The organism is Asticcacaulis currens (genome assembly GCF_028550395.1).
Classification (GTDB): Bacteria; Pseudomonadota; Alphaproteobacteria; order Caulobacterales; family Caulobacteraceae; genus Asticcacaulis; species Asticcacaulis currens.
Genome location: NZ_JAQQKW010000010.1, coordinates 37,702 through 59,627, shown reverse-complemented (window position 1 = coordinate 59,627; position 21,926 = coordinate 37,702). Strand labels below are relative to the sequence as shown.

The window sequence follows — 21,926 nt, the reverse complement described above, 5'->3', positions numbered from 1 at the left end:
TGTGACAAGGTTGCGTTTTGACTGTGGACCCCCATGCCGAATATTGAAATCTATACCAAGCCCTATTGCCCCTATTGCGAGCGCGCCAAGGCGCTGCTGGACGCCAAGGGGGCTCCGTATAAGGAAATCGTTGCTTCGAACGATCCGGAACTGCGCAAGGAAATGAATGAGCGGTCGGGGCGCGCCACCTATCCGCAAATCTTCATTGACGGTCTGCACGTCGGTGGCTGCGATGATCTGGTGTCGCTCGATTCGCGCGGCGGTCTGGACCCTCTGCTGGCGGTATAGATGGCCCACGCCGCCCCCCTCAAAGTCGCCCTGCTGCAACTGAACACGCCCGCCGACCCGGTCCGGGCGTTCGATCACCTGAAGCCGCTCTATGAAACGGCCGTGGCCGCAGGGGGGCAGCTTATCCTGACGCCCGAATGTTCCAATCTGATGGAGCAGCGCAAGGACAGGAAGGCGCAGGTCGTTACCACGCTGGAGGCGGACGCCTGTGTGGCGGGCGTCAAGGCGCTGGCGGCGCGGTATCGCGTCCCGACGCTCTTGGGTTCGGCCATTGTCCGTTCGCCGGTCGCAGGCGAAGACCGGGCGGTCAACCGGACCGTCTTTTTCAACGAGGCTGGCGAAGAGGTCGCCTTTTACGACAAGATCCACCTGTTCGACGCCACCACGCCCAATGGCGAGGTCTATCGCGAGTCGGCGGGTGTCTGCGGCGGCGAACGGGCGGTGATTGCGCCGACGCCGTGGGGCGGGCTGGGCCTGACCATCTGCTACGATGTGCGCTTCGGCTATCTGCATCGCGCTCTGGCGCAGGGCGGGGCATCGATGATCGCGGTGCCGGCGGCCTTTACCGTGCCGACCGGGCAGGCGCACTGGGAGGTGCTGCTGCGCGCCCGTGCCATCGAAACCGGCTGTTTCGTCCTCGCTCCGGCGCAGGGCGGTCTGCACGAGGATGGCCGCAAGACCTGGGGCCATTCGATGATCATTAATCCGTGGGGTGAGGTCATGGCGCGGCTCGACCACGACCACCCGGCGGTGCTGATGGCCGAGATCGACCTGTCGGAGGTCGAACGCGCCCGCACGGCCATCCCTCAGTTGCAACACGACAGGACCTTTGTACGCGTATGATCCGGTATGCCCTCAAATGTGCGCATGAGCATGAGTTCGAGGCGTGGTTTTCCAATTCAGCCGCCTTTGACGAGCAGAAGACGCGGGCGCTGATCGAGTGTCCGCATTGCGGCAGCGCACAGGTCGAAAAGGCGATCATGGCCCCGATGGTGCGCACCTCCGAAGCCGTCGAGAGCCGTCAGTCGGATATGCGCAAGGCCGTGGCCGAGGCCATGCACCGCGTGCGCACGCATGTAGAGCAGAATTTCGACTATGTGGGCGACAGCTTTGCCCGCGAAGCCCGCGACATGCACGAAGGCCTGGCGCCGGAACGTCCTATCTATGGCGAGGCCAGCCGTGACGAGGTGCGTGAACTCATCGACGACGGTATCCCGGTCGCTCCCCTGCCGATTCCGGCGGGTGAAACGCCCAAGCCCAAGACGCTGAACTAATCTCCGCCTCGTGACGGCAGAACAGTCCGGCGGGATTAACGCTTTTTTGGCCGGGCTCTTGCATAAGGGGAGACGAAGGAGCCGTCATGAAACACCTTGCGCTGATCGCCATTCTGCTGACGACGCCCGCTGTGGCCGCGACACCGACGGTCAATCCGCTGTCGAAAGAGCCCTTCTATGCGGCTATCGTCCGGGATGCCGGTACGCTGAAGGCGCGCACGGTGCGTATGGCCCAAAGCCCGTCCCTGACGCTTCTGACCTCAGCCGGTTTCAAGACCTATGCGCGGGAGATCAGCACCCTGTCCGAGCGCAATCTGAAAGGCCATCTCGACCTCAAGGCGCGCGGCACGGACAATGACCTGAAATGCGTGCTGAAAGGGGTGTCGCTCGACCTGCCGCGCAAGCTGGCGGCCATCGAGGCAGCAAAGACACCGGATGCGCTCAAGGGCGCGCTGAACGACATGGCCTATCTGCTGGAAGACAATATCGAGGTGATCGTCACCCCGGCGACGGCGGATTCGGGGCTCGATTGCGTAATCGAGTTCGGCAATTCGTAGGGCTTTTTTGCCACGAAAAACACGAAAAGCTGGAAAAGGCTACGCTCATGTTGTGCCCGAAGGGCGGTTGTTTATCTTAGAGCGGATTTCGTTCAGGCTGAATCGAAATCCCGCTCTAACGCTCTGTTTTGTCGCGCATTTGATTCCGAAAACCGTTGCACACTTTTCAGAATACGCTCTAAGCACGCTCGGATGTTTCGCGCTTCGTCGTAGGTTCAGTCTGTAATTTTTTCCAGCTTTTCGTGTTTTTCGTGGCCCATTACTTCTTCAATACCGCAACCACATCTTTGGTGTTCAACAACTGCCCCAGCACCACCGGATCGGCAGAGTTGCGCCCATAATAGACATAGAGAGGCACGCCGGAACGCCCGTTCTGGCTGAGGTACTGCGAAATGGCCGCGTCCTGATTGGTCCAGTCGCCGACCATATAGACTGTACCACTCGATTTGATGGCATCGCGGAAGGCCTGCGTCTCAAACACCAGCCGTTCATTCACCTTGCACGTCACGCACCACGCAGCGGTCAGATTGATCAGAACCGGGGTGTTCTGCGCGCGCAGTTCGGCGATGCGGGCGGTCGAAAAAGCTTCGTGATCGACGGCTACCCGCACGGGCGTATCGGGCTTCTGCACGGCGGCGGTGGCCGCGACGGCCAGCGCCATGACGATGAAAACAGGCCGCAAAATACGCGGGCCCTTAGGCCACCACAGGCCGACCGTCAGGAGCGCACAGGCAAGTCCCAGCGCGAACAGGCCAAGGCCTGACACCTGCTGCGCAAAGACCCAGCCCATCCACAGGGCGGCGGCGTACATGGGGAGGGCGAGAATATGCCGCAAGCGGTCCATCCACGGGCCGGGCCGCGGCATACGGCTGGCCACCGCCGGGACGTAGGTGATCAGGAAGGTGAGGGCGACGACCGGCAGGGCAAAGCCCAGCCCAAGTGCGAGGAAGATGGCAAAGCTGACCACGCCCCCCTGCGCCAGGGCCACGCCGATGGCGGTGGCCATAAAGGGAGCCGTGCAGGGAGCGGCGACCACAACGGCCAGCACGCCGGTCAGCAGCGCCGTCACATCGGGATTGGCGACCGACAGACGCCCGCCCGCCAGTGATTGCAGGCCGGAGCCCACCTCGAACAGGCCCGACATGTTGAGCGCCACGGCCAGCAGCAGCAGCGAGAGACCCGCCGTCACCCACGGCGATTGCAACTGGAAGCCCCAGCCGAGCGCCGAACCGAGCCAGCTCAGCAACCCGCCCAAGGCCGCAAAGGTGAGAAGAATGCCGACGCCGTAGAACAGCGACTCACGGCGGCCGGCGGCACCCTCGTGCCCGGCTCTGGCCAGAGCCAGCAGCTTCATCGACAACACCGGAAACACGCAGGGCATCAGGTTGAGAATCATACCACCGACAAAGGCCAGACTCATCGCCGCGACCACCCCCATCAGGTTAATCGCCGGGCGCGCCTGTGGCGGTGCCCCGAGGCCCCTGGCAGCGGCGGGCGGCGTGCCTTCTGTGGCGCTGATCTGATAGGACCGGCCGGACGCGAAGCGGATCACCGCCTCAAACGGCGCTTCGGGCGATGCCTTGGTTTTCAGCGAGACCGTAAAGCCCTGCGGCCCCAGTTCGATCGCCTGTTTGGCCGACGGGTCGATCACGCCACCGCTCAGCGGAAACAGATAGGCCCCGCCGGGATGGGCAAAATCGTTGGCCGCGCTGGCGTCGCTCGGTGACAGCAGGCCGAGCGTCAGGGTATCGCCGGACACCGCGTAGCTCGCCTGTGCCTGTACCTTTTGCGGCAAGGCGGCGCGGGCGGCGCTGAAATCGGTGACCGGCTCAGGTTTTGGCGTCACTTTGAGATCGAACGTCAGATTGACCGTCTCTGGCACGCAGACCTTTTCGCAGACGAGAAAATCGACCTGTGCCCTGATCGGCAGCACGCCGTCCTTGAGCACCGAACCGTTGGTGAGCTTGGCCAGCAGTGCCGTTTCGCCGCTATAGCCGAAATTGGTCAGCCCCATATAGGGCTGCACTTCGGGGGTCGGGAAGACCAGTTCCGACACGGTGACGCCAGTGGGCAGGGTCCATGTGACCTTCGGGGCCAAGCCCGTATCGCCGGGGTTTTGCCAGTAGGTATGCCAGCCCTTGAGCGGCGTATGCCGGATGGCCAGCCACGTCTGACCGCCCGGTGTAACCGTCGTTTCGGCGATCAGTTCGGTCGTCAGGTGCGCCGTCTTGACCGGCGCGGCCTGAACGGCGGAGCCCAGCGCGATAAAGGCAAAAACGAAGGCAAGAAATCGGAACACGCGGCCACCCGAACAGTTGAAGCACGCCTTTATACGATCGAAAACGACGTCCTGTTTGAAAATTTCATCCCTTTTCGGCGCTTATGCAGAGGTGAAATTACAGATTCACATTCAGCTTGCGCGCCAGCGCCAGAACTTCGGAACGCAGCGAGCCATAGGAGGAGCCCATCAGCTTGCGGATAGCCTTGGACGCCTGTTCGCGGTCGAGCGACAGGATCATGCGCTTGACCTGACCGATGCCGGCGGGCGGCATGGACAGGCGGTTGAAGCCCAGCGCGATCAGCACGAAGGCCTCCAGCGGCTTGCCGGCGATTTCGCCGCAGACGGAAACCGGCGTACCCGAATCCTCGGCGGCCTTCTGGATGGTCGAAAGGGCACGGAGCATGGGCGGCGACAGCACGTCATAGCGATCCGACATGCGCGGATTGGTGCGGTCGGCGGCAAACAGGTACTGCGTCAGGTCATTGGTGCCGACGCTGGCGAAATCGACCATCGGCAGCAGGGCGTCGAGGTGGAACAAAAGCGACGGGCATTCGATCATTACGCCAACGCGCAACACCTGCGGCAGCGGTCGGCCGCGGCGGCGTGCCCACTGACATTCAATATCGACCAGTTCACGCGCCTGACGGAACTCATCGACCGAGGCCACCATGGGGAACATGATGCGCAGTTCGCGGCCTCGCGCGGCCGTGAGCAGGGCGCGCACCTGCATCCGCAGCAGGGCCGGGCGGTCCAGCCCCATGCGGATGGCGCGCCAGCCCAGCGCTGGGTTTTCCTCGCGCTCGGTCTCCATATAGGGCAGGATCTTGTCACCGCCGAGGTCGAGCGTGCGGAAGATGACCGGCTTGTCGCCTGCCGCGTCCATCACCCGCTCATAAAGCTCGGTCTGACGCTTCAGGCGCGGCAGGTCTTCGGAGACCATGAACTGAAACTCGGTACGGAACAGGCCGATGCCTTCCGCGCCCGTCTCGTGCATGATTTCGAGATCGAACTCCAGACCGGCATTCATCAGAAGCGCCACACGGTGGCCGTCGCGCGTCACCGCATCGACGTCTTTCAGCTTTTCGAACTCGGCCCGGCGGGCGGCCCGCATGTCCATGCGCGCGACGGCGGCCCCCAGAATATCGGGGCGGGGGCGTAAGTAGGCTTCGCCGGTTTCACCATCGACGACGACCTGATCGCCCTGATTGACCTTATCGCGCAGGCGGTCGAGCCGCCCAACGCACGGGATTTGTAACGCACGGGCGACAATGGCCGCGTGGTTGGCCGCCGAACCTTCTTCGAGCAAAATGCCTTTCAGCTTCTTGCGGTCGTATTCCAGCAGGTCCGCCGGGCCCAGATCGCGCGCCACCAGAATGGCATTGTCGGGGATTTCGCGGGCGACCGTATTGCGGCCCGCCAGCACGCGCAGCAGACGATTGCCGAGGTCTTCGAGGTCGTGCAGACGCTCGCGCATATAGGCGTCGCGGGCGTTGTTGAGCTTGGCGCGCTGCTCGTTGCGCACGCGCTCCACCGCCGCCTCGGCGGTCAGGCCGGAGCGCACCGCCTCGACCAGATTGCGCGTCCAGCCCCGGTCGTGGGCAAACATGCGATAGGTTTCGAGCACATCGAAGGTCGGCCCGGCCAGACCGTGCTGGCCTTCGAACATCTGATCAATCTGGTCGCGCAAGTCGCCGATGGCGGTCAGAAGCCGCGCCTCTTCGGCGATGGCGTCGTCCGACAGCAGGTGATCGGGCGTCACCGGCACCTCGTGCAGGATTACCGTGCCGATGGCCAGACCGTCGGCAAAGCTCGACCCCTTCAGGCGCTCCGGCCGCTGCGGCGCGATTTCGATGTCTTTCAGTTCATCGTCACTGACCAGATCGCCGGCCACCATTTCGGCCAGCACCATGGCGATGATCTGAAGGTCCTCGACCTCATCCTCGCCATAGGTGCGCATGGCCATGTTCTGCACGACCAGCACGCCGATGGTGCGCCCGCCGCGCAGCAGCGGCACGCCGAGGAAGGAGTTATAGGGGTCTTCGCCCGTTTCCGGACGGTAGGAGAAGCTGGGGTGCGACGGCGCGTCGTTGAGGTTCAGCGGCTGCCCCGACCGGGCGACCTCGCCCACCAGACCTTCCGACAGACGCAGGCGCGTGTTGTGCACGGCTTCGCGGTTGAGGCCTTCGGTGGCGAACAGTTCCAGTTCTTCGGAGGTGCGGCGCAGATAGATGGAGCAGACTTCGGCAATCATCGAGCGGGCGATGATTTCCACCACGCGGTCCAGACGCGCCTGAGCCGAAGAGCCATCGGCCATGACTTCGCGGATCTGCCGCAGCAGACCGCGCTGACCGCGCGCACCCTGAACCAGACTTGGACTCAACGCTTCGGCTCCCCATACAACCGTGTGCCGTTTTCCCCATAATGGGAAACGTTTTCGCGGCTGTCTACAGAGGCTTGTCCCCTGAGACAAGTCACGAAGACTTTACGCGGTCACAACGCGGAAACAAATCGGCACAAACCCATAGAGCCCAAAGAAAAAAGCCGCGTACTCAAAGCACGCGGCCTTCTACCTTACCCGAACAGCGCTTACTGTCCGATCTTGTCCAGATCGTAGGCCGCGTGAAGGGCGCGCACGGCCAGTTCGGTATAGGCTTCGTCGATCAGGACCGAGATCTTGATTTCCGAGGTCGAGATGACCTGAATATTGATGCCCTTTTCCGACAGGGCGCGGAACATGGTTTCGGCGACCCCCGTGTGCGAGCGCATCCCGACGCCGACGATCGACACCTTGGCGACGTTTTCATCGACCTTGATGGCGTCAAAGCCGATTTCGGCTCGGGCGGCTTCCATGATTTCGGCGGCAGCCTTGGCGTCGCGGCGGCCGACGGTGAAGAGCTGGTTGGCGTATTCGCCGGAGCGCTTTTCCGACTGCACGATCATATCGACATTGATATTGGCCGCGGCCAGTTTCGAGAAGACCGCTGCGGAGACGCCGACCTTGTTCGGCAGGCCCAGAAGGGTGATCTTGGCTTCATCACGGCTGAAGGCCACGCCGGAAACAATATGCTTTTCCACGATTTCGTCCTCGTCGCACACGATGGTGCCCTGATCAGTATTTTCGCCCGGCTCCACGAAGGAAGACAGGACGCGCACCGGCACGCGCTGCCCCATGGCCAGTTCGACCGAGCGGGTTTGCAGCACCTTGGCCCCCAGCGACGCCATTTCCAGCATTTCCTCAAAGGAAATCTTCTTCAGGCGGCGGGCCTTGGATTCGACGCGCGGGTCGGTGGTATAGACGCCATCGACGTCGGTATAGATGTCGCAGCGGATGGCCTTGACCGCCGCCGCCACGGCGACCGCTGAGGTGTCCGAACCGCCGCGGCCCAGCGTGGTGATGCGGCCCGACTCGGTGACACCCTGAAAGCCCGGCACAACGACGATCTGACCGGCATCAAGCGCGGTTTCCAGCCTGGCCGGCGGGATGTCGAGGATGCGCGCCTTGCCATGCACGTCCGAGGTCAGGATCGGCACCTGCCAGCCCATCATCGAAAGGGCGTCATAGCCCATATTGCGCAGCGTCATGGCCAGAAGGCCGGCCGTCACCTGTTCGCCGGAAGCCACGACCACATCATATTCGTCGTCGCCTTCGGCACCCTTGCCTGTGGCCTTGCCCGCGCCATCGGTCCAGGCGACCAACTCGTTGGTCTTGCCCGACATGGCCGACACAACGACCGCGACGCGGTGACCGGCATCGTATTCAGCGGCCACCAGCCGGGCCGCCCTGCGGATGCGTTCGAGGTCGGCCATCGACGTGCCGCCGAACTTCATCACGAGACGAGTCATTAATCCGTCTTTCTCTTTAATACCAACGCCCGAAGATGCTGACGCATCCGGGCATTAAAAAAACTCGCGAATGTCTTATATGTATCAAAGGCATAAGACATTCGCGAAACGAATACCAAGAGTCATTTTCAATGACCCTTGGTATAAGCAGTACAAGGATGTACGCAAAAATGCGCGCCCGCTTTACTGCCCGTGTGCGCGCCTGTGAAGCTTTTTTGCGAAAAAAGCGCATACGGACGCTGCTTTTTGCGCTATTCCCCTGCCCGGAGTGGCTGTTTTCGGAGCGTGACATGGCCAAAGCGGCAAAAAACCAAGCAAAATCAGTTGCAAATGAGACGGAATTGACCGCCGACGCCCCCGCCGGGCCGAGCATTGACGCCGAGGATGTGGCACGCTTTTCGGCTCTGGCGGCCAGGTGGTGGGACCCCAAGGGTGAGTTCGCCCCCCTGCACAAGTTCAATCCCAACCGTGTCCGCTTTATCCGCGACACCTGCGTCGATCACTTCCTGCGCGATCCGCGCGCGGTGGCGCCTTTTGGCGATTTGCGCCTGATCGACATTGGTTGTGGGGGCGGCCTGTTGTCCGAGCCGATGAAGCGCATGGGCTTTGACGTTACCGGTATCGACGCCTCGGAAAAGAATATCGGCACGGCGAAGGCCCATGCGGCTGAGGTCGGGCTCGATATCCGCTATCTGGCCCAGACGGTCGAGCAGGTAGTGGCGTCCAAAGAGTCCGGTTTTGATGTGGTGCTGACCATGGAGGTCATCGAACACGTCAATGACCCGGAAAGTTTCCTCAAGACGTGCGCCTCTCTGGTCAAGCCGGGCGGGTTGCTGTTCATCGCCACGCTGAACCGCACGCTGAAGGCCCACGCACTGGGCATTGTGGCCGCGGAATACGTGCTGCAATGGGTGCCGAAGGGCACGCACGACTGGAACAAGTTTCTCAAGCCCGAAGAGATCGAAGGCTTCCTTGAAGGCACCGGCCTGACGCCCGATCCGGCGGTGGGGGTGAGCTACAATCCCTTCACGGCGACCTGGGCCCTTTCAAACGATACCGCCGTCAACTATATGATCGTCGCCCGGCGGGATTTGTTGTAGTTCCGCACGCCGTCCCTTCCCCTCATCCCGGCCCTCTCCCCGTACACGGGGCGAGGGGGAATAAACATATGACCGACACTGACCTGACTCTTGTTTCCGCCTGGAAGGGTGCCCAGACCCGCCTGAAGGCCGCCCATATCGACTCGCCGGCCATCGACGCCCGGCTGCTGCTAGAGGCGGCGACCGGCTATACGCGCACCGATATCCTGACCGATCCGTACAAGCTGCTGACGGCGGAGCAGAAGGCGACGCTCGACGACTATCTGACTCGCCGCGAAAGGCGCGTGCCGGTGGCGCGTATTCTGGGCCGAAAGGGCTTCTGGAAGCTGCTGCTCGACCTGACGCCCTCCGTGCTGGTGCCGCGTCCGGAGACGGAGTGCATCGTCGATATGATCCTCAAGACGACGGAGGAGGGGCAGGCCTTCACGCTGGCCGACCTCGGCGTCGGCTCCGGGGCCATCCTGCTGTCGGTCCTGTCTGAGCGTCCGGCGGCCAAGGGGCTGGGCACCGACGTCTCCGAAGAGGCTTTGGCCGTGGCGCGCGACAATGCGGCCAATCTCGGCCTCGACGGGCGCGCGGCCTTCCTGCGCACCTCGTGGGGCGCGGGGCTCGCGGATGCCAGCTTCGATTTTGTCGCCTCCAATCCGCCCTATATCCGCAGCGAGGTCATCCCGACGCTTGACCCCGAAGTGCGCGACCACGACCCGCATCTGGCGCTCGATGGCGGCGAATCGGGCCTTGATGCCTATGTCGAGATGATCCCGGAAGCCTTCCGCATTCTCAAGGCCGGGGGCACGGCGTGGATGGAAATTGGCTATGATCAATCGGCCGCGGTCGAAGACCTGATGAAAAAGGCGGGCTTTTTCAACGTAGTGACCTTTAAGGACCTGTCCGACCTGCCGCGCATCGTCGTCGGTCAGAAGCTCGTCATGCAATAGATATACCGTTGAAATCCGCCTGTTTCCGAAAATTTCTCTTGGAAACGGGCGGGTTTGGCGCTAACAGTGAAAAGTCTCCTGCCATCGTGGACGGATTAACGGACGGTTTTAACCGCTTCCGGGATCATGCACAGACGAAAACGCTGTGCCCATAGGCGGAAACCTGAGCGCCTGCGTAGGGGGGCAAAGCCCGGTGCAGGCCACAGCGTGAACCCCTGAAAACGGCACAACCACACACGCACATCCGGCACTTCATTTAGGGCCCTGCGGCATTACAGCAAACAGGGCCTGCGGCACATAAACAGATTCGCCCCGCACCAGGTTCAGCGGGGCCTTGCCCTAAACGGTTACATCGCATGAAAGATTTTCGGGGTATGAAACGGCAACGCAGCCGTAATCGCAAGCCCTCTGGTAATCAGAACAACCCCAATCGCGCCTACGAATCGAACGGGCCGGACGGGGCGAAGGTGCGCGGCAACGCGCAGACCATCTACGAAAAGTATCAGCAACTGGCCCGCGACGCCAATTCGTCGGGCGACCGCGTGCTGGCCGAAAACTACCTCCAACACGCTGAGCACTATTTCCGCCTGATCCGTCAGATGCAGCCGCAGCGTCCGGTTTCGGAATTCCTTCAACGCGACCCGTTCTCGACGGGCTTCGATTTCGATGAGGACCTCGATACCGAGGTCGAGACGACCGAAACCGAGGGCGAAACCGCTGAGTCCGAGGGCAGCGAGGGCGATCAGCCGCGTTATGACAACCGCCGGGATCGCGACAGAGACCGTGACCGCAATCGCGACCGCGATCGTGACAGAGACCGGGACCGTGACAGAGATAGGGGCGAGCGCAATGACCGCGGTGACCGCGACCGTAATGGTGGCGACCGGGATCGCATCTATGCCGAGCGTGGCGAAAATGGTGACGACCGTCCGCGTCGCGAAAGCCGCCGTGAACGCTATGAGCGCCGTCGTCAGCAACGCCTGAGCGAGCAGGAGGTTTCCGTGACCTCCGGTCCGATCGCCTCCACCGAACCGCTCAACGGCGGGTCTGCGCCGGCCGAAGTGGCGGGCTTTGACGTGGTCACCCCGCAAGCGGCCCCGATCACGCCCGCGCCCGAAGCGCCTGTGGCCGAGGCTCAGCCGGAAGCCCGTGGCCGTGGCCGTCGTCGTGCGGTCGAAAGCGACGCCGCTGCCGACACCAGCCACCTGCCGGCCTTCCTGCGCGCCCCGGTGCCGGTGGCCGCCGCCGAAGTCCCGGAAACGGTAGCGGAAGAGGGCGAAGCGCCCAAGCGTCGCACCCGCCGCAAGAAGTCGGAAGAGGCCGAGGCGTAACCCACCGCGTCACGTTTCACGATCACAAGCGCTCCGGACCCTCCGGGGCGCTTTTTCGTAACGCACTCCTCCCTTGTCTCTGTCCCTAGTTTGCTTTAATCGCGCAGCATGACTGAAAACGCCCCCAACTCCGCTGAATTTACCGAATTTCGTCCTGAAGCGCGCGCGCCGCGCGGCTTTGCCGACAAACGCGCCTCACAGATCGCGGTCGAACGCCGTCTGATCGCCAGGGTTTCGGAAGTCTATGAGTCCTTTGGCTTCGAAGCGCTGCAAACCTCGGCCTTTGAATATGCCGACGCGCTGGGCAAATTCCTGCCCGACGCCGATCGTCCCAATGTCGGCGTCTTCTCGTTGCAGGACGACGATGATCAGTGGATGGCGCTGCGTTACGATCACACCGCCCCGCTGGCCCGCTTTGCGGCGCAGAACTGGGACACCCTGCCCAAGCCCTTCCGTCGTTACGCCTTCGGGCCGGTGTGGCGCAATGAAAAGCCGGGGCCGGGCCGTCTGCGCGAATTCATGCAGTGCGATGCCGATACGGTGGGCACCGACCGCCCGGAAGCCGATGCGGAAATCATCGCCCTGGCCGTGGCCGGGTTCCGCGCCAATGCGCTGCCGACCGTGCTCAAGATCAATAACCGCAAGCTGCTTAATGGCCTCTTGAGCGCGCTGGGGGCCGACTCTCCGGCGCAGCAGATGGGCGTGCTGCGCGCCATTGACAAGCTGGACCGGCTGGGCCTGGAAGGCGTCGAGCTGCTGCTGGGCGGCGGGCGCAAGGACGAGTCGGGCGACTTCACCAAGGGCGCGGGTCTGAGCGACAAGGCCATTGCGGCGGTGCTGGGCTTTGTGGCCGCGGGCCGCGACAGTGCGGGCGGTCAGGCTGAACGCGGGGCGGTGCTCGAAAAGCTGGCCGCGGTGTTGAGCGAGTCCGCGGAAGGGCAGGCGGGTCTTGAGGACCTGTCGCGCATTTCGACGGCGCTGACCGGGCTGGGCGTGTCAGAGGCCGAAGCCATTTTCGATCCGTCCATCGTGCGCGGGCTGGAATACTATACCGGCCCGGTGTTCGAGGCCGAACTGCTGATGGAAACCCGCGACGAGAAGGGCAACCTCGTGCGCTTCGGCTCGGTCGGGGGCGGCGGGCGCTATGACGATCTTGTCGCGCGCTTCACGGGTGAGCGCGTCCCGGCGACCGGCTTCTCGTTCGGCGTTTCGCGTCTGGCGGCGGCTCTGGCCTTGGCCGAAGAGGGCGCGATTCAGGCCGTGCGCGGGCCCATCGTGATCATCGCCTTCTCCGAATCGGACATGGGCGAATATTTCCGTCTGGCGGCGGACATCCGTGCGGCAGGTCTGGCGGTTGAGGTTTACCTCGGTCGTTCGGGCATGAAGGCGCAAATGAAGTACGCCGACCGGCGCTTATCCCCAGCCGTTGTCATGCTGGGCGGTGACGAACTGGCAAATAATACCGTTACGATCAAGGATCTCGATCAGGGACGGCTCTTGGCGAGTCAAATTACGGATAATAAGGAATGGCGCGAAGCGCGGCCGGGGCAGGTCACTTTGCCGCGCGCAGAGGCTATCAACCATCTGAAATCCATTGTGAATTCGTGAAAAAGTTTCCCAAACGTCAAGCGTGACATCGCTGTCAGAAAAATTAACGCTCTTTACGGTTTTTTGACAAAACCGTGTTCGACAAAATTATTTTTGACGCAGGGCGATAAAAGCGTTGACACAGCCCCAAAAAAACTGTTTTCTCCGTCTCAAGAGAACGGAACTTCGCCAGAGAGATGAAGTCAGTTCCCGGCGTTTCGGGGAGGAAACGCCTGCTTAACAAGGAAAGAGGCCCGGCATTGTTTATCCCCCATGCCGGGCCTCTTTTCGTTTGCCGTTTCCAGGACGGGCGTGCGCCCGTTTTGACGCCGGCGTCAGTTTTCCTTAAGGTCCTTACACGCGGCACGCACCAGCCAGCAGATTTGCTGGGCGAGAGCCTGTGGCGGCACGGCGATCAGCCGCTCTTCCAGACCGACGGCCACAATGCCGTGCACGGCGGAAAACAGGGTGCGCGCCACCAGTACGCGCTCGGCCTCTGACGAAGCGGGCATCAGCGCCGCCATAGGTGCATTCATGTGGCGAAACAGCCCAAGCTGGGCTTGGATATTCCATTCGGGCAGGGCCGGGTTTTTCAGCCGCATTTCGAACAGGGCGCGCCAGAGCTGAAGATTTTGCCGTGCAAAATCGTAATAGGCCAGCGCGATCGCCTCCAGCACCTCCGCCGGCTGTTCTGCTGCGGCTGAGACGGCGCCGGCCTCCAGTGCCGCATCCAGCCGCCCCATGGTGCGTTGCGCCAGCCGCAGCATCAGATCGTCCATATCGGCGACGATATTATAAAGCCCCCCCAGCGCGACGCCGATATCTGCCGCCAGGTCACGCGCTTTCAAAGCCCCCACGCCCTCTTCGCAGATCCGTTTTTCGGCGGATTGCATAAGCGCTTCGAACTGGGCTTCGCGGCGGCGGGTCATGGCGGAGGGGGCAACAGACATTCTACTCGGAACCTGACGGATTAAAAATTTGAACGTCGTTCATTTTTAATATTGAACAATGTTCAAATCTATGCAACAACACAATTGTGAACGGCGTTCATAGCACATCATGTCCCCACGCGAAAGCGCTGTTCATGGATCGGATCGGAATACTCCGGGGGCGGAGTTCCGCTCCGGAGGGGAAAGGGCGGGGCCGGTGTCCCCCGGTTCCGCCCATACCTCATCAGATTTCTACCCCACGCGCGGGTTGTTCAGGGCGCGGATATTCAGGCGAAGGGTGTTCGTCATGGTTCGTTTTAAATCGTCTTCACGCACAATGATGGTGCTGGGTGGTGCGCTGGCCTTTGCGCCGCTGGTGATGATCTACATTGTGCTGGGTCAGTTACAGCACGGCGTCTCCTACGCCGATGAAATGGCCGGTCACTTTACGCGTTACGCGCATCAGGCCGAGATCGGCGGCTTCCTGCTGGCCATCGGCGCGGTGGTGCGCATTGCGGGCATCTGTTTCCCCAAGGAGGACTGATCACCGGGCAGAAAAAAGCCCTCCGGTGTGAACCGAAGGGCTTTGAAGCGGGCACAGCTTACGCTTACCAGATGCGGACGCGATCTTCCGGCTTCAGGTAGTACTTGCCGCTGGTGACGCCGAAGGCCTTGTACCAGTCGTCGATATTGCGCATCGGCCCGATGACGCGGAATTCCGCCGGCGAGTGCGGGTCAGACACCACCTGCTGACGGATGGCGTCCTCGCGGTACTTCGAGGCCCAGACGCCGGCAAAGCCCAGGAAGACGCGCTGATCGCCGGTGAAGCCGTCCAGCACCGGGCCACCGTCCGGGTGCGACAGACGATAGGCAGTCAGGCCCATCTGCACGCCCCCCAGATCGGCGATGTTTTCGCCCATGGTCAGACCGCCCTGCACCTTGGCACCCGGAACCGGCTCATAGGTGTCGTACTGTTCGCCATAGATCTTGGCCTTGGCGTCGAACTTGGCGGCGTCTTCTGCCGTCCACCAGTCGCGCAGGATGCCGTCGCCGTCCGACTTGCGGCCCTGATCGTCGAAGCCGTGGGTGATTTCGTGGCCGATCACGCCGCCGATGGCACCATAATTGACCGCCGCATCGGCCTTCGGGTCGAAGAAGGGCGGTTGCAGGATGGCGGCCGGGAAGACGATTTCGTTGCGGGTCGGCGAGTAGTAGGCGTTGACCGTCTGCGGCGTCATACCCCATTCCAGCGGATCGACCGGCTTGTCCAGCTTGTTCAGGCTGTCGGCCCATTCGAACTGCGCCGAGCGCGTGACGTTACCGAACAGATCGCCCGCCTTGATCTCCAGCGCCGAATAGTCCTTCCACTTGTCCGGATAGCCGATCTTAACGCCGAACTTGCCGAGCTTTTCGTGCGCCTTGGCCTTGGTTTCGGCGCTCATCCAGTCGAGGCCGTCGATGCGCTTGCCCATGGCGGTCTTCAGGTCGGCGACCAGCTTTTCCATCATCGACTTGGATTCGGCGGGGAAGTAGCGTTCGACATAGGCCTTGCCCAGCGCTTCACCCAGAGAGCCTTCGGTCACCGAGATCGAGCGTTTCCACAGCGGACGCTGGGCCTTGGCGCCGGACAGGTCGCGCGAATTGAATTCCCAGGCGCGGGTCGAGAAGCGCTCAGACAGGTACGGCGCGGCTTCGTTGACCGTTTTGAAGGTCTGCCAGGCCTTGATCGTTTCCAGCGGCGTGTCGGCATAGACCTTGGCGATCTTCGGGAAGGCCGTGTTCTGCGCGACGACGATCTTCTTGGCCTTGTCGAGTTTCGAGGCCTTGAAGAAGGTCGGGAAGTCGAAGCCCGGCGCGAAAGCGGCGATTTCTTTGGCCGTCATCGGGTTATAGGTCTTGTCGTCGTCGCGGCTTTCGATGCGCGTCCACGATACCTTGGCGATCTCGGTTTCAAAGGCCACGATGTCCTTGGCCGTCTTGGCCGCGTCGGGATAGCCGACCATGCGCAGGACGTCGGTGACATAGGCTTCGTAGAGCGCCTTCTTTTCCTTGAAATTGTCCTCCAGATAGTAGTTGCGGTCCGGCAGGGTCAGGCCCGACTGATACATGTAGAGGATGTTGATATTGGGGTTCTTCTGGTCGTCATAGATGGCCGGGGCGAAGATCGCCGAACCGAACTGCCCCATGACGCTGCCCATATAGGCGGCCATTTCCGACTTGGTCTTGATGGCGCGGATTTTGGTCAGGGTGGGGGCCAGCGGCGCGATGTCGAGCGCATTGCGCGTGCTTACATCCATCATCGAATTATAGAGGTCGGCGATCTTCTTTTCGTCGCCGCTCAGGTTCGGCTTGGTGGCCAGCTCGTCGATGATCGCCTTCAGGCGGTTGTCGGACAGGTTGCGCAGCGCCACGAACGCCCCGTAGGAGGTGCGGTCTGCCGGGATGACGATGGCGTCGATGGCCTTGCCATTGGCGTAGCGGAAGAAGTTGTCACCCGGATTGACCGAGGTATCCATGCCCTTTACGTCAAAGCCCCAGGTGCCGAAGGTCTGCGCCACGGTCGAGTCAGAGCCGGTGTCGCCGCCCGTCAGGGTGTCACCATTCAGGCCCAGTGCGTCCAGCGCCGAAAGGCTCTGCTGGAAGCAGTGCGCGTCGAGGCAGGCGCGCTCATCGGCCTGCGCGGCGGCGGCAAAGAGGCTGAGGGAAAGGGCAGTGGTCAGCAGTATGGATTTACGCATGGTCTTTTCCGGGGATTGGGGAAGCGGTTGCGGTTTTTTGATTGGCAGATGGGTTCATTTGCAACAAAGCGGCACCATGGCGCATTTTTTGGGCGGCGTCTCATAAATTTTCTTTCATAATTGCGTGGCATGGGTCACCTTGCCGGACAGGGGAAATTCGTTTGTCTGTATGGAGGGGAACTCGCCTTGGTGACGAATCTGCTGCCTGAGGGCAGCGCGCAACACGTGGCGCACGCCGGCACATCGTCGTCGGGGATCGCCTTTCTCATTGCGGCAGCGGTGTTCGTGCCCTTCTTCCTGCGCTTTCGCGTATCGCCGGTTCTGGGTTTCCTGCTGGTGGGCGCGCTGCTGGGGCCGTTCGGTCTGGGGCGGCTGGAAGATACGATCCCCTTCCTCTCGGTTTTCACGATCTCCCAGACGCAGGACGTCCACCAACTGGCGGAACTGGGTGTCGTCTTTCTGCTGTTCTCCATCGGGCTGGAACTGACCTGGGAACGTCTGAAGGCGTTGCGGCGGATGGTCTTCGGGCTGGGGGTATCGCAGATCGTCTTCAGCGCGGCGGTGCTGACCGGCCTGTTTCTGCTGATCGGCCACAGCCTTGGCGGCGCAGTCGCCGTGGCGATGGGGCTGGCCCTGTCGTCCACGGCCATGGTCATGCCCGTTCTGGCCGAGCGTAAACGTCTCAATTCCCCGACCGGCCGCAGCGTGTTTGCCGTTTTGCTGGCGCAGGATCTGGCCGTCGCGCCCATACTGATCACGGTGGTGGTGCTGGCGTCCGGGGGCGAGTCCTTCGGCATCAGCGGACTTCTGACCCTCATTCCGGCGGTGGTGGCCATGGCGCTGCTGGTGGTGGGCGGGCGTCTTCTGATGCGCCCCCTGTTCCGTTCGGCAGCCATGGCCAAGAGCGCCGAGCTTTTCATGGCCGCCTGCTTCCTTGTCGTACTGGTGTCCGGGCAACTGGCGGTCTGGGCGGGCTTAAGCATGGGGCTGGGGGCCTTTATCGCCGGGGTGCTGCTGGCCGAAACCGAGTACCGGCGCGAAATCGAAATGATGGTGGAGCCCTTCAAGGGCCTGTTGCTGGGCCTGTTCTTCGTTACCGTGGGGGCGCGTCTCGACTTTGCGGCCGTGATGTCCGAGCCGGTACTGGTGCTGGGCCTGACGCTCGGCCTGATCGTACTGAAGGTGGCTGTGGTCACACCGCTGGCGCGCGGCTTCGGCCTGAGCTGGCGCGGGGCGCTGGAGGCGGCGCTGGTACTGGCACCCGCAGGGGAATTCGCCTTCGTAATTATCGACGAAGCGGTGGGGCGCAAGCTGGTGCCCGTCGGCTTTGGTCACGCGGTTATTGTTTCGGCCATTGTCAGCATGTTCCTGGTGCCTCTTCTGGCCGGGGTCGGAGCGCGTTTAAATCGCAAGACGACGACGGCCGAAACGGCCACCAGCGTCGCGCCGGCCCATGTCTCTGAGCAGGTTGATGTGCTGGTGGTCGGCTACGGCCGTGTGGGTGAGCTGGTGGCGGACATGCTGCGTCGGCACGACATATCCTTTGCGGTGATTGACGCCAATGCACGGGTGGCGTCACGGGCGCGTAAGGACGGTGTCGAAGCCTGGTATGGCGACGCCTCGCACGTCGATATGCTGCACCGTATGGGCGTGGACAATGTGCGTGCGGTGGTGGTGACCGTGTCGAATGCGACCTTCACCGACGCCGTAGTGACCGCCGTGCGTCAGGTACGTCAGGATGTCGGTCTGATCGTCCGTGCCAAGGATGCCGGTCACGCGGAAAAACTCTACGAACTGGGGGTGACCGACGCGGTGCCTGAAACCATCGAGGCCTCGCTGCAACTGGCGGAAAACACGCTGGTCGATCTGGGCGTACCGATGGGGCTGGTGCTGGCCTCCGTGCACGAAAAGCGCGACGAGTTCCGTCAGGACCTGCTCAAATACGCCCCCGACGGCCGCGTCCCGCGTATCCTGCGTACTACCAAACGCAGTATCAAGGCGGTGGAGGGGTAGGGAGATGAGTGATTGTAACGGCGAATGGAGCGACGAAGAGAGGGTGGACCTGACAGACGCAGCCTTTACCGCGCTTCGAGCGCAATTGGTCGCTGCTTTTTCGGCACCTGATGTAACCTATTTCCGGATGTCAGCGGAAGATGTGATCGCACGGAACGCAAAACCTGACCTTCTCTAGCGAAGCTTAGGCGCGCGGCTGCGGGTAAGGCAGCGATCAATCCGCTTGACGGTGCGCTTCCAGCCGCTCACGCAGGCTGTCGATCTCGGCAAAGAAGCGCTTGCGGATTTCGGACGCAAACGGATTATCGCGCTCGATCGACATAAACAACTCATCCGAATCGCCCTGGACCAGCCCCACGCCCTGCATCATCAGGTCGTAGGAGCGCGTGGTATGGACGCGCGGCAGGGGCTCAAGGCCGCTCAGGACCTTGGCGATCATGTGCGTCAGGCCCTGCACCGCGGCGAGGGCGCGATCGTGGATTTCGGGTGTCGCCATCGACACTTTCAGATCAAGCGTCTTTTCCAGAAAGCGCACGATTGGTGTCAGGTGCCGCACGCGCACCGGACACACGACGATTTCCATATCGTGTATGCCATAGCGCGCCGATTGCGGTCCGAACAACGGGTGGGTGCACAGGATCGACACCTGCGGCGGCAGGGCCTCCTGAAGCCACGCGGCCGGCTTGACCTTGACCGAGCCGACGTCGATGACCAGACCATTGAGCGGCACATGCGGCGCGATCTTCGCAGCCAGGTCTTTCAGGGTGCGGATCGGCGTGGCGAGGATCACCACCTGACAGGCGGCTGCCTCTTCGAGCGAGACCAGTGAGACATTGTGGCGTTTGGCGTAGGCCCTGGCCTCGGGCGACGGGTCACAGGCCAGAATGTCGAAATAGGGGGCGAGATGTCGGACAATCAGCCGCCCGAAGGCCCCCAGCCCGAACAATCCGAGTTTATGAACCTGTTTCACTGTCTTCGCCACTTATCGTTCCGGTCTTTTGGAAGGCAGGGCAGTTAGCATGTTCCGACAGGGGCGGCGAGAATAAACGCGCTTAAGGGGTGTAATTAGATGGAATTTGCTTTTTTATGCGCGCTAACCGCAATAATTTTGCACAGTTTCGCAAAAATTTGCTGGAAAGTTTCTTGTGACACAAATGAAACAGGTTGCCAATGCAACAACATGGCAACCTGTTTCAAATAATACTAAACGTTTGATTTTAAAACGTCTTACCAGCCGCCGAACAGGCCGCCTTTTTTCTTCTGGTCCTTTTCGCGTTCGGCGGCGCGTTGTTCCAGCCCTTTTTGCAGAGGTGTTTTGGGCAACTCATCCAGGGTCAGCTTGCCGTCCTTGTTGGCGTCCAGCAGTCGGAAGCGCTGCGACGTGGCGCGGGTCCATTCCTCGATCGTGATGCGATAGTCAAAATTGGCGTCGGCGGCACGGATGGGCTGCGGCTCATTGATCAGACTGAACTGCGCCGCGCCCTGCACGCTCTTGATATAGCGGTTGGCCGCCCCGGTCTTGTCGCCATCCTCATCGGTGGTACGCGGGTTTCTGGGCTGCGCCACCAGCGGGCTGAAGCCGGTGATTTCGGGGGCCAGCTCGGTTTCGTAATAGGTATTGTCCTGCGAGGTGATCACCCCCCGGCCGTCGCGGTCCACGATGGCAAAAAAGCGCATGGCGTCGGCCAGAAACTCATCCGGACTCAGAGCCCCGTCCTTATTGGTGTCGGCGCCGTTGAACCACAGCACGACCGGGTAGGGGTCTTTTAGCGGGGCCTTGAACACTTCGCCCGACGGACTGAAGAAGACGGCCTGTCCGACGGTGCGACCACTGGGCGTTTCTGGCGGCGCTTCGCCGGTCGGCGGCGGGGCGGAACGCGGGGGCTGAGCCATGGCCGAAGGGGCGAGACAAGCGATCAGAAGGCCGCAAAGGGAAATTTTTTTGAAGGTCATGACTCTGGTTCCGCCGATTTGGGTCTGTTGTCGGGTCTCTATGTGATTTTTAGATGGTGTGATTATGGCGTGACTGACATGCAAGGGGAAAATTTAGCGCCCCTGCGATCAGGCGTTTTTGCCTGACGGAAAATTTGTCGGGATTTGTGTAATGGGTGTAGTGAAAGTGGGTCCGAAAGCATTGAATAAGGCAAAATTGTGACAAATTATGCAAGTCATTGAAATTGTTATTAAATAAATGCTTTGTTAATAAGGAATTGCTTCCGTTTTGGCACTTGTCATTAGAGGCAAGTACTTGAACGGAGATGACAGATGCAGATTGGATCTATGTCGGCCTCCGCTATGTCGCAAATGCACGCGAAGATGTTTTCGAAGATCGACGCAAACAGCGACGGCGGAATAACGCTGGAGGAGATGACCGCCTCCGCCAGCGAAAAGACGAAGGGTAGGGGCGGCACAGAAGACAGTGCGAAAATCGCTGAACGCTTTGCCCGTATGGACAGCAACAGCGATGGCTCGGTAAGCGAAGAGGAAGGCCTGAGTGTCTTCCAGAGCCAGATGTCGTCACAAACCATGAGCGGCATGTTGCAGGCTCAGGAAGGCGGGCAGGATCGGCCCATGGGCCCGCCGCCCGGTGGCGCGGCCGGAGGGGGTGGTGGTCAGAAACCGATGCGTTTCGACGCACTCGACACCAATCAGGACGGCACGGTCAGTCTCGATGAGATGCTGGCGTCGTCTGAGAGCGATGAAACCGAAGATACGGAAGACACCGACAAAACCGCGCGCCTCACTGAACTCTTCTCAAAGATGGATGCGGATGGCGACGGCTCGGTCACCGAGAGCGAAAAATCGACCTTTGATGAAAAGAGGCGCGCCGAAGGCCCGCCGCCTCCGCCTATGGAGGCGTTCGCTCAGACCTCTGAAAGCGAAGACACCGCGTCGTCGGCGACAGGTACGACCGTCGATGAGGGCACGGCGGCCAGGCTGGCGGCTCTGACGACTCAATGGATACAATCCATGACCAGGGTACTGGCGGATCAGGTGCAAAGCCAGACATCCGTGTCGGTCGCGGCCTGATCCGCTGCGGGCAGGTA

General features: G+C 61.7%; 18 protein-coding genes. 11 read left to right on the top strand and 7 right to left on the bottom strand.

Going from position 1 to position 21,926, the window contains the following annotated elements; genetic code table 11:
• Positions 1-33: 33 nt before the first annotated feature.
• From grxC to PQU94_RS15145, 4 genes are all read left to right on the top strand, one after another.
• Positions 34-288, top strand: a complete 255-nt coding sequence (gene grxC / locus PQU94_RS15160) for a glutaredoxin 3 (protein WP_272742274.1) — start codon at positions 34-36, stop codon at positions 286-288.
• A complete protein-coding gene (locus tag PQU94_RS15155) occupies positions 289-1,131 on the top strand; it encodes a carbon-nitrogen hydrolase family protein (RefSeq protein ID WP_272742273.1) in 843 nt (280 codons plus the stop codon).
• The gene (locus PQU94_RS15150; RefSeq protein ID WP_272742272.1) at positions 1,128-1,562 is read left to right on the top strand and encodes a DUF1178 family protein; all 435 of its coding nucleotides are present in this window, start codon (positions 1,128-1,130) and stop codon (positions 1,560-1,562) included. The genes PQU94_RS15155 and PQU94_RS15150 overlap by 4 nt, the downstream gene beginning before the upstream one ends.
• An 86-nt stretch (positions 1,563-1,648) precedes the next feature.
• On the top strand, positions 1,649-2,119 hold the full coding sequence (locus PQU94_RS15145) for a hypothetical protein (protein ID WP_272742271.1): 471 nt from the start codon (positions 1,649-1,651) through the stop codon (positions 2,117-2,119).
• Positions 2,120-2,378: 259 nt separating this feature from the next.
• Here PQU94_RS15145 and PQU94_RS15140 read toward each other — a convergent pair whose 3' ends face one another.
• From PQU94_RS15140 to PQU94_RS15130, 3 genes are all read right to left on the bottom strand, one after another.
• Positions 2,379-4,418: a protein-disulfide reductase DsbD family protein gene (locus PQU94_RS15140; protein WP_272742270.1), complete on the bottom strand. Its 2,040-nt coding sequence runs from the start codon at positions 4,416-4,418 to the stop codon at positions 2,379-2,381.
• Positions 4,419-4,515: 97 nt separating this feature from the next.
• Positions 4,516-6,714 (bottom strand): phosphoenolpyruvate--protein phosphotransferase, encoded by a 2,199-nt coding sequence (gene ptsP, locus PQU94_RS15135; protein WP_272742345.1) that lies wholly within the window; start codon positions 6,712-6,714, stop codon positions 4,516-4,518.
• A gap of 272 nt (positions 6,715-6,986) precedes the next feature.
• Positions 6,987-8,243, bottom strand: a complete 1,257-nt coding sequence (locus PQU94_RS15130) for an aspartate kinase (RefSeq protein ID WP_272742269.1) — start codon at positions 8,241-8,243, stop codon at positions 6,987-6,989.
• Between the two features lie 341 nt (positions 8,244-8,584).
• Between PQU94_RS15130 and ubiG the strand changes: the two genes are divergently transcribed.
• From ubiG to hisS, 4 genes are all read left to right on the top strand, one after another.
• Positions 8,585-9,343 (top strand): bifunctional 2-polyprenyl-6-hydroxyphenol methylase/3-demethylubiquinol 3-O-methyltransferase UbiG, encoded by a 759-nt coding sequence (ubiG, locus tag PQU94_RS15125; RefSeq protein WP_409648228.1) that lies wholly within the window; start codon positions 8,585-8,587, stop codon positions 9,341-9,343.
• Between the two features lie 68 nt (positions 9,344-9,411).
• Complete coding sequence (gene prmC / locus PQU94_RS15120; RefSeq protein WP_272742267.1) at positions 9,412-10,281, top strand: peptide chain release factor N(5)-glutamine methyltransferase; 870 nt, start codon at positions 9,412-9,414, stop codon at positions 10,279-10,281.
• 374 nt (positions 10,282-10,655) lie between these two features.
• Complete coding sequence (locus PQU94_RS15115) at positions 10,656-11,612, top strand: DUF4167 domain-containing protein (RefSeq protein WP_272742266.1); 957 nt, start codon at positions 10,656-10,658, stop codon at positions 11,610-11,612.
• A 108-nt stretch (positions 11,613-11,720) separates the two neighbouring features.
• Positions 11,721-13,220 (top strand): histidine--tRNA ligase, encoded by a 1,500-nt coding sequence (hisS, locus tag PQU94_RS15110; RefSeq protein WP_272742265.1) that lies wholly within the window; start codon positions 11,721-11,723, stop codon positions 13,218-13,220.
• Positions 13,221-13,534: 314 nt separating this feature from the next.
• Here hisS and PQU94_RS15105 read toward each other — a convergent pair whose 3' ends face one another.
• Complete coding sequence (locus PQU94_RS15105; protein ID WP_272742264.1) at positions 13,535-14,149, bottom strand: TetR/AcrR family transcriptional regulator; 615 nt, start codon at positions 14,147-14,149, stop codon at positions 13,535-13,537.
• Between the two features lie 286 nt (positions 14,150-14,435).
• On the opposite strand from PQU94_RS15105, the gene PQU94_RS15100 reads away from it, so the two are divergent.
• Positions 14,436-14,672 carry a hypothetical protein gene (locus PQU94_RS15100; protein WP_272742263.1) on the top strand — a complete coding sequence of 79 codons (237 nt, stop codon included), beginning with the start codon at positions 14,436-14,438 and terminating at the stop codon, positions 14,670-14,672.
• Between the two features lie 64 nt (positions 14,673-14,736).
• On the opposite strand, the gene PQU94_RS15095 is transcribed toward PQU94_RS15100, so the two are convergent.
• Positions 14,737-16,866 (bottom strand): M13 family metallopeptidase, encoded by a 2,130-nt coding sequence (locus PQU94_RS15095; protein ID WP_272742262.1) that lies wholly within the window; start codon positions 16,864-16,866, stop codon positions 14,737-14,739.
• A 186-nt stretch (positions 16,867-17,052) separates the two neighbouring features.
• On the opposite strand from PQU94_RS15095, the gene PQU94_RS15090 reads away from it, so the two are divergent.
• Positions 17,053-18,879 (top strand): cation:proton antiporter domain-containing protein, encoded by a 1,827-nt coding sequence (locus tag PQU94_RS15090; RefSeq protein ID WP_303651484.1) that lies wholly within the window; start codon positions 17,053-17,055, stop codon positions 18,877-18,879.
• Between the two features lie 214 nt (positions 18,880-19,093).
• Here PQU94_RS15090 and PQU94_RS15085 read toward each other — a convergent pair whose 3' ends face one another.
• Both PQU94_RS15085 and PQU94_RS15080 read right to left on the bottom strand, forming a co-directional pair.
• The gene (locus PQU94_RS15085; protein WP_272742261.1) at positions 19,094-19,849 is read right to left on the bottom strand and encodes a prephenate dehydrogenase/arogenate dehydrogenase family protein; all 756 of its coding nucleotides are present in this window, start codon (positions 19,847-19,849) and stop codon (positions 19,094-19,096) included.
• 257 nt (positions 19,850-20,106) lie between these two features.
• Positions 20,107-20,832 (bottom strand): EF-hand domain-containing protein, encoded by a 726-nt coding sequence (locus PQU94_RS15080; RefSeq protein ID WP_272742260.1) that lies wholly within the window; start codon positions 20,830-20,832, stop codon positions 20,107-20,109.
• Between the two features lie 312 nt (positions 20,833-21,144).
• Between PQU94_RS15080 and PQU94_RS15075 the strand changes: the two genes are divergently transcribed.
• Positions 21,145-21,909: an EF-hand domain-containing protein gene (locus tag PQU94_RS15075; RefSeq protein WP_272742259.1), complete on the top strand. Its 765-nt coding sequence runs from the start codon at positions 21,145-21,147 to the stop codon at positions 21,907-21,909.
• Positions 21,910-21,926 lie beyond the last annotated feature (17 nt).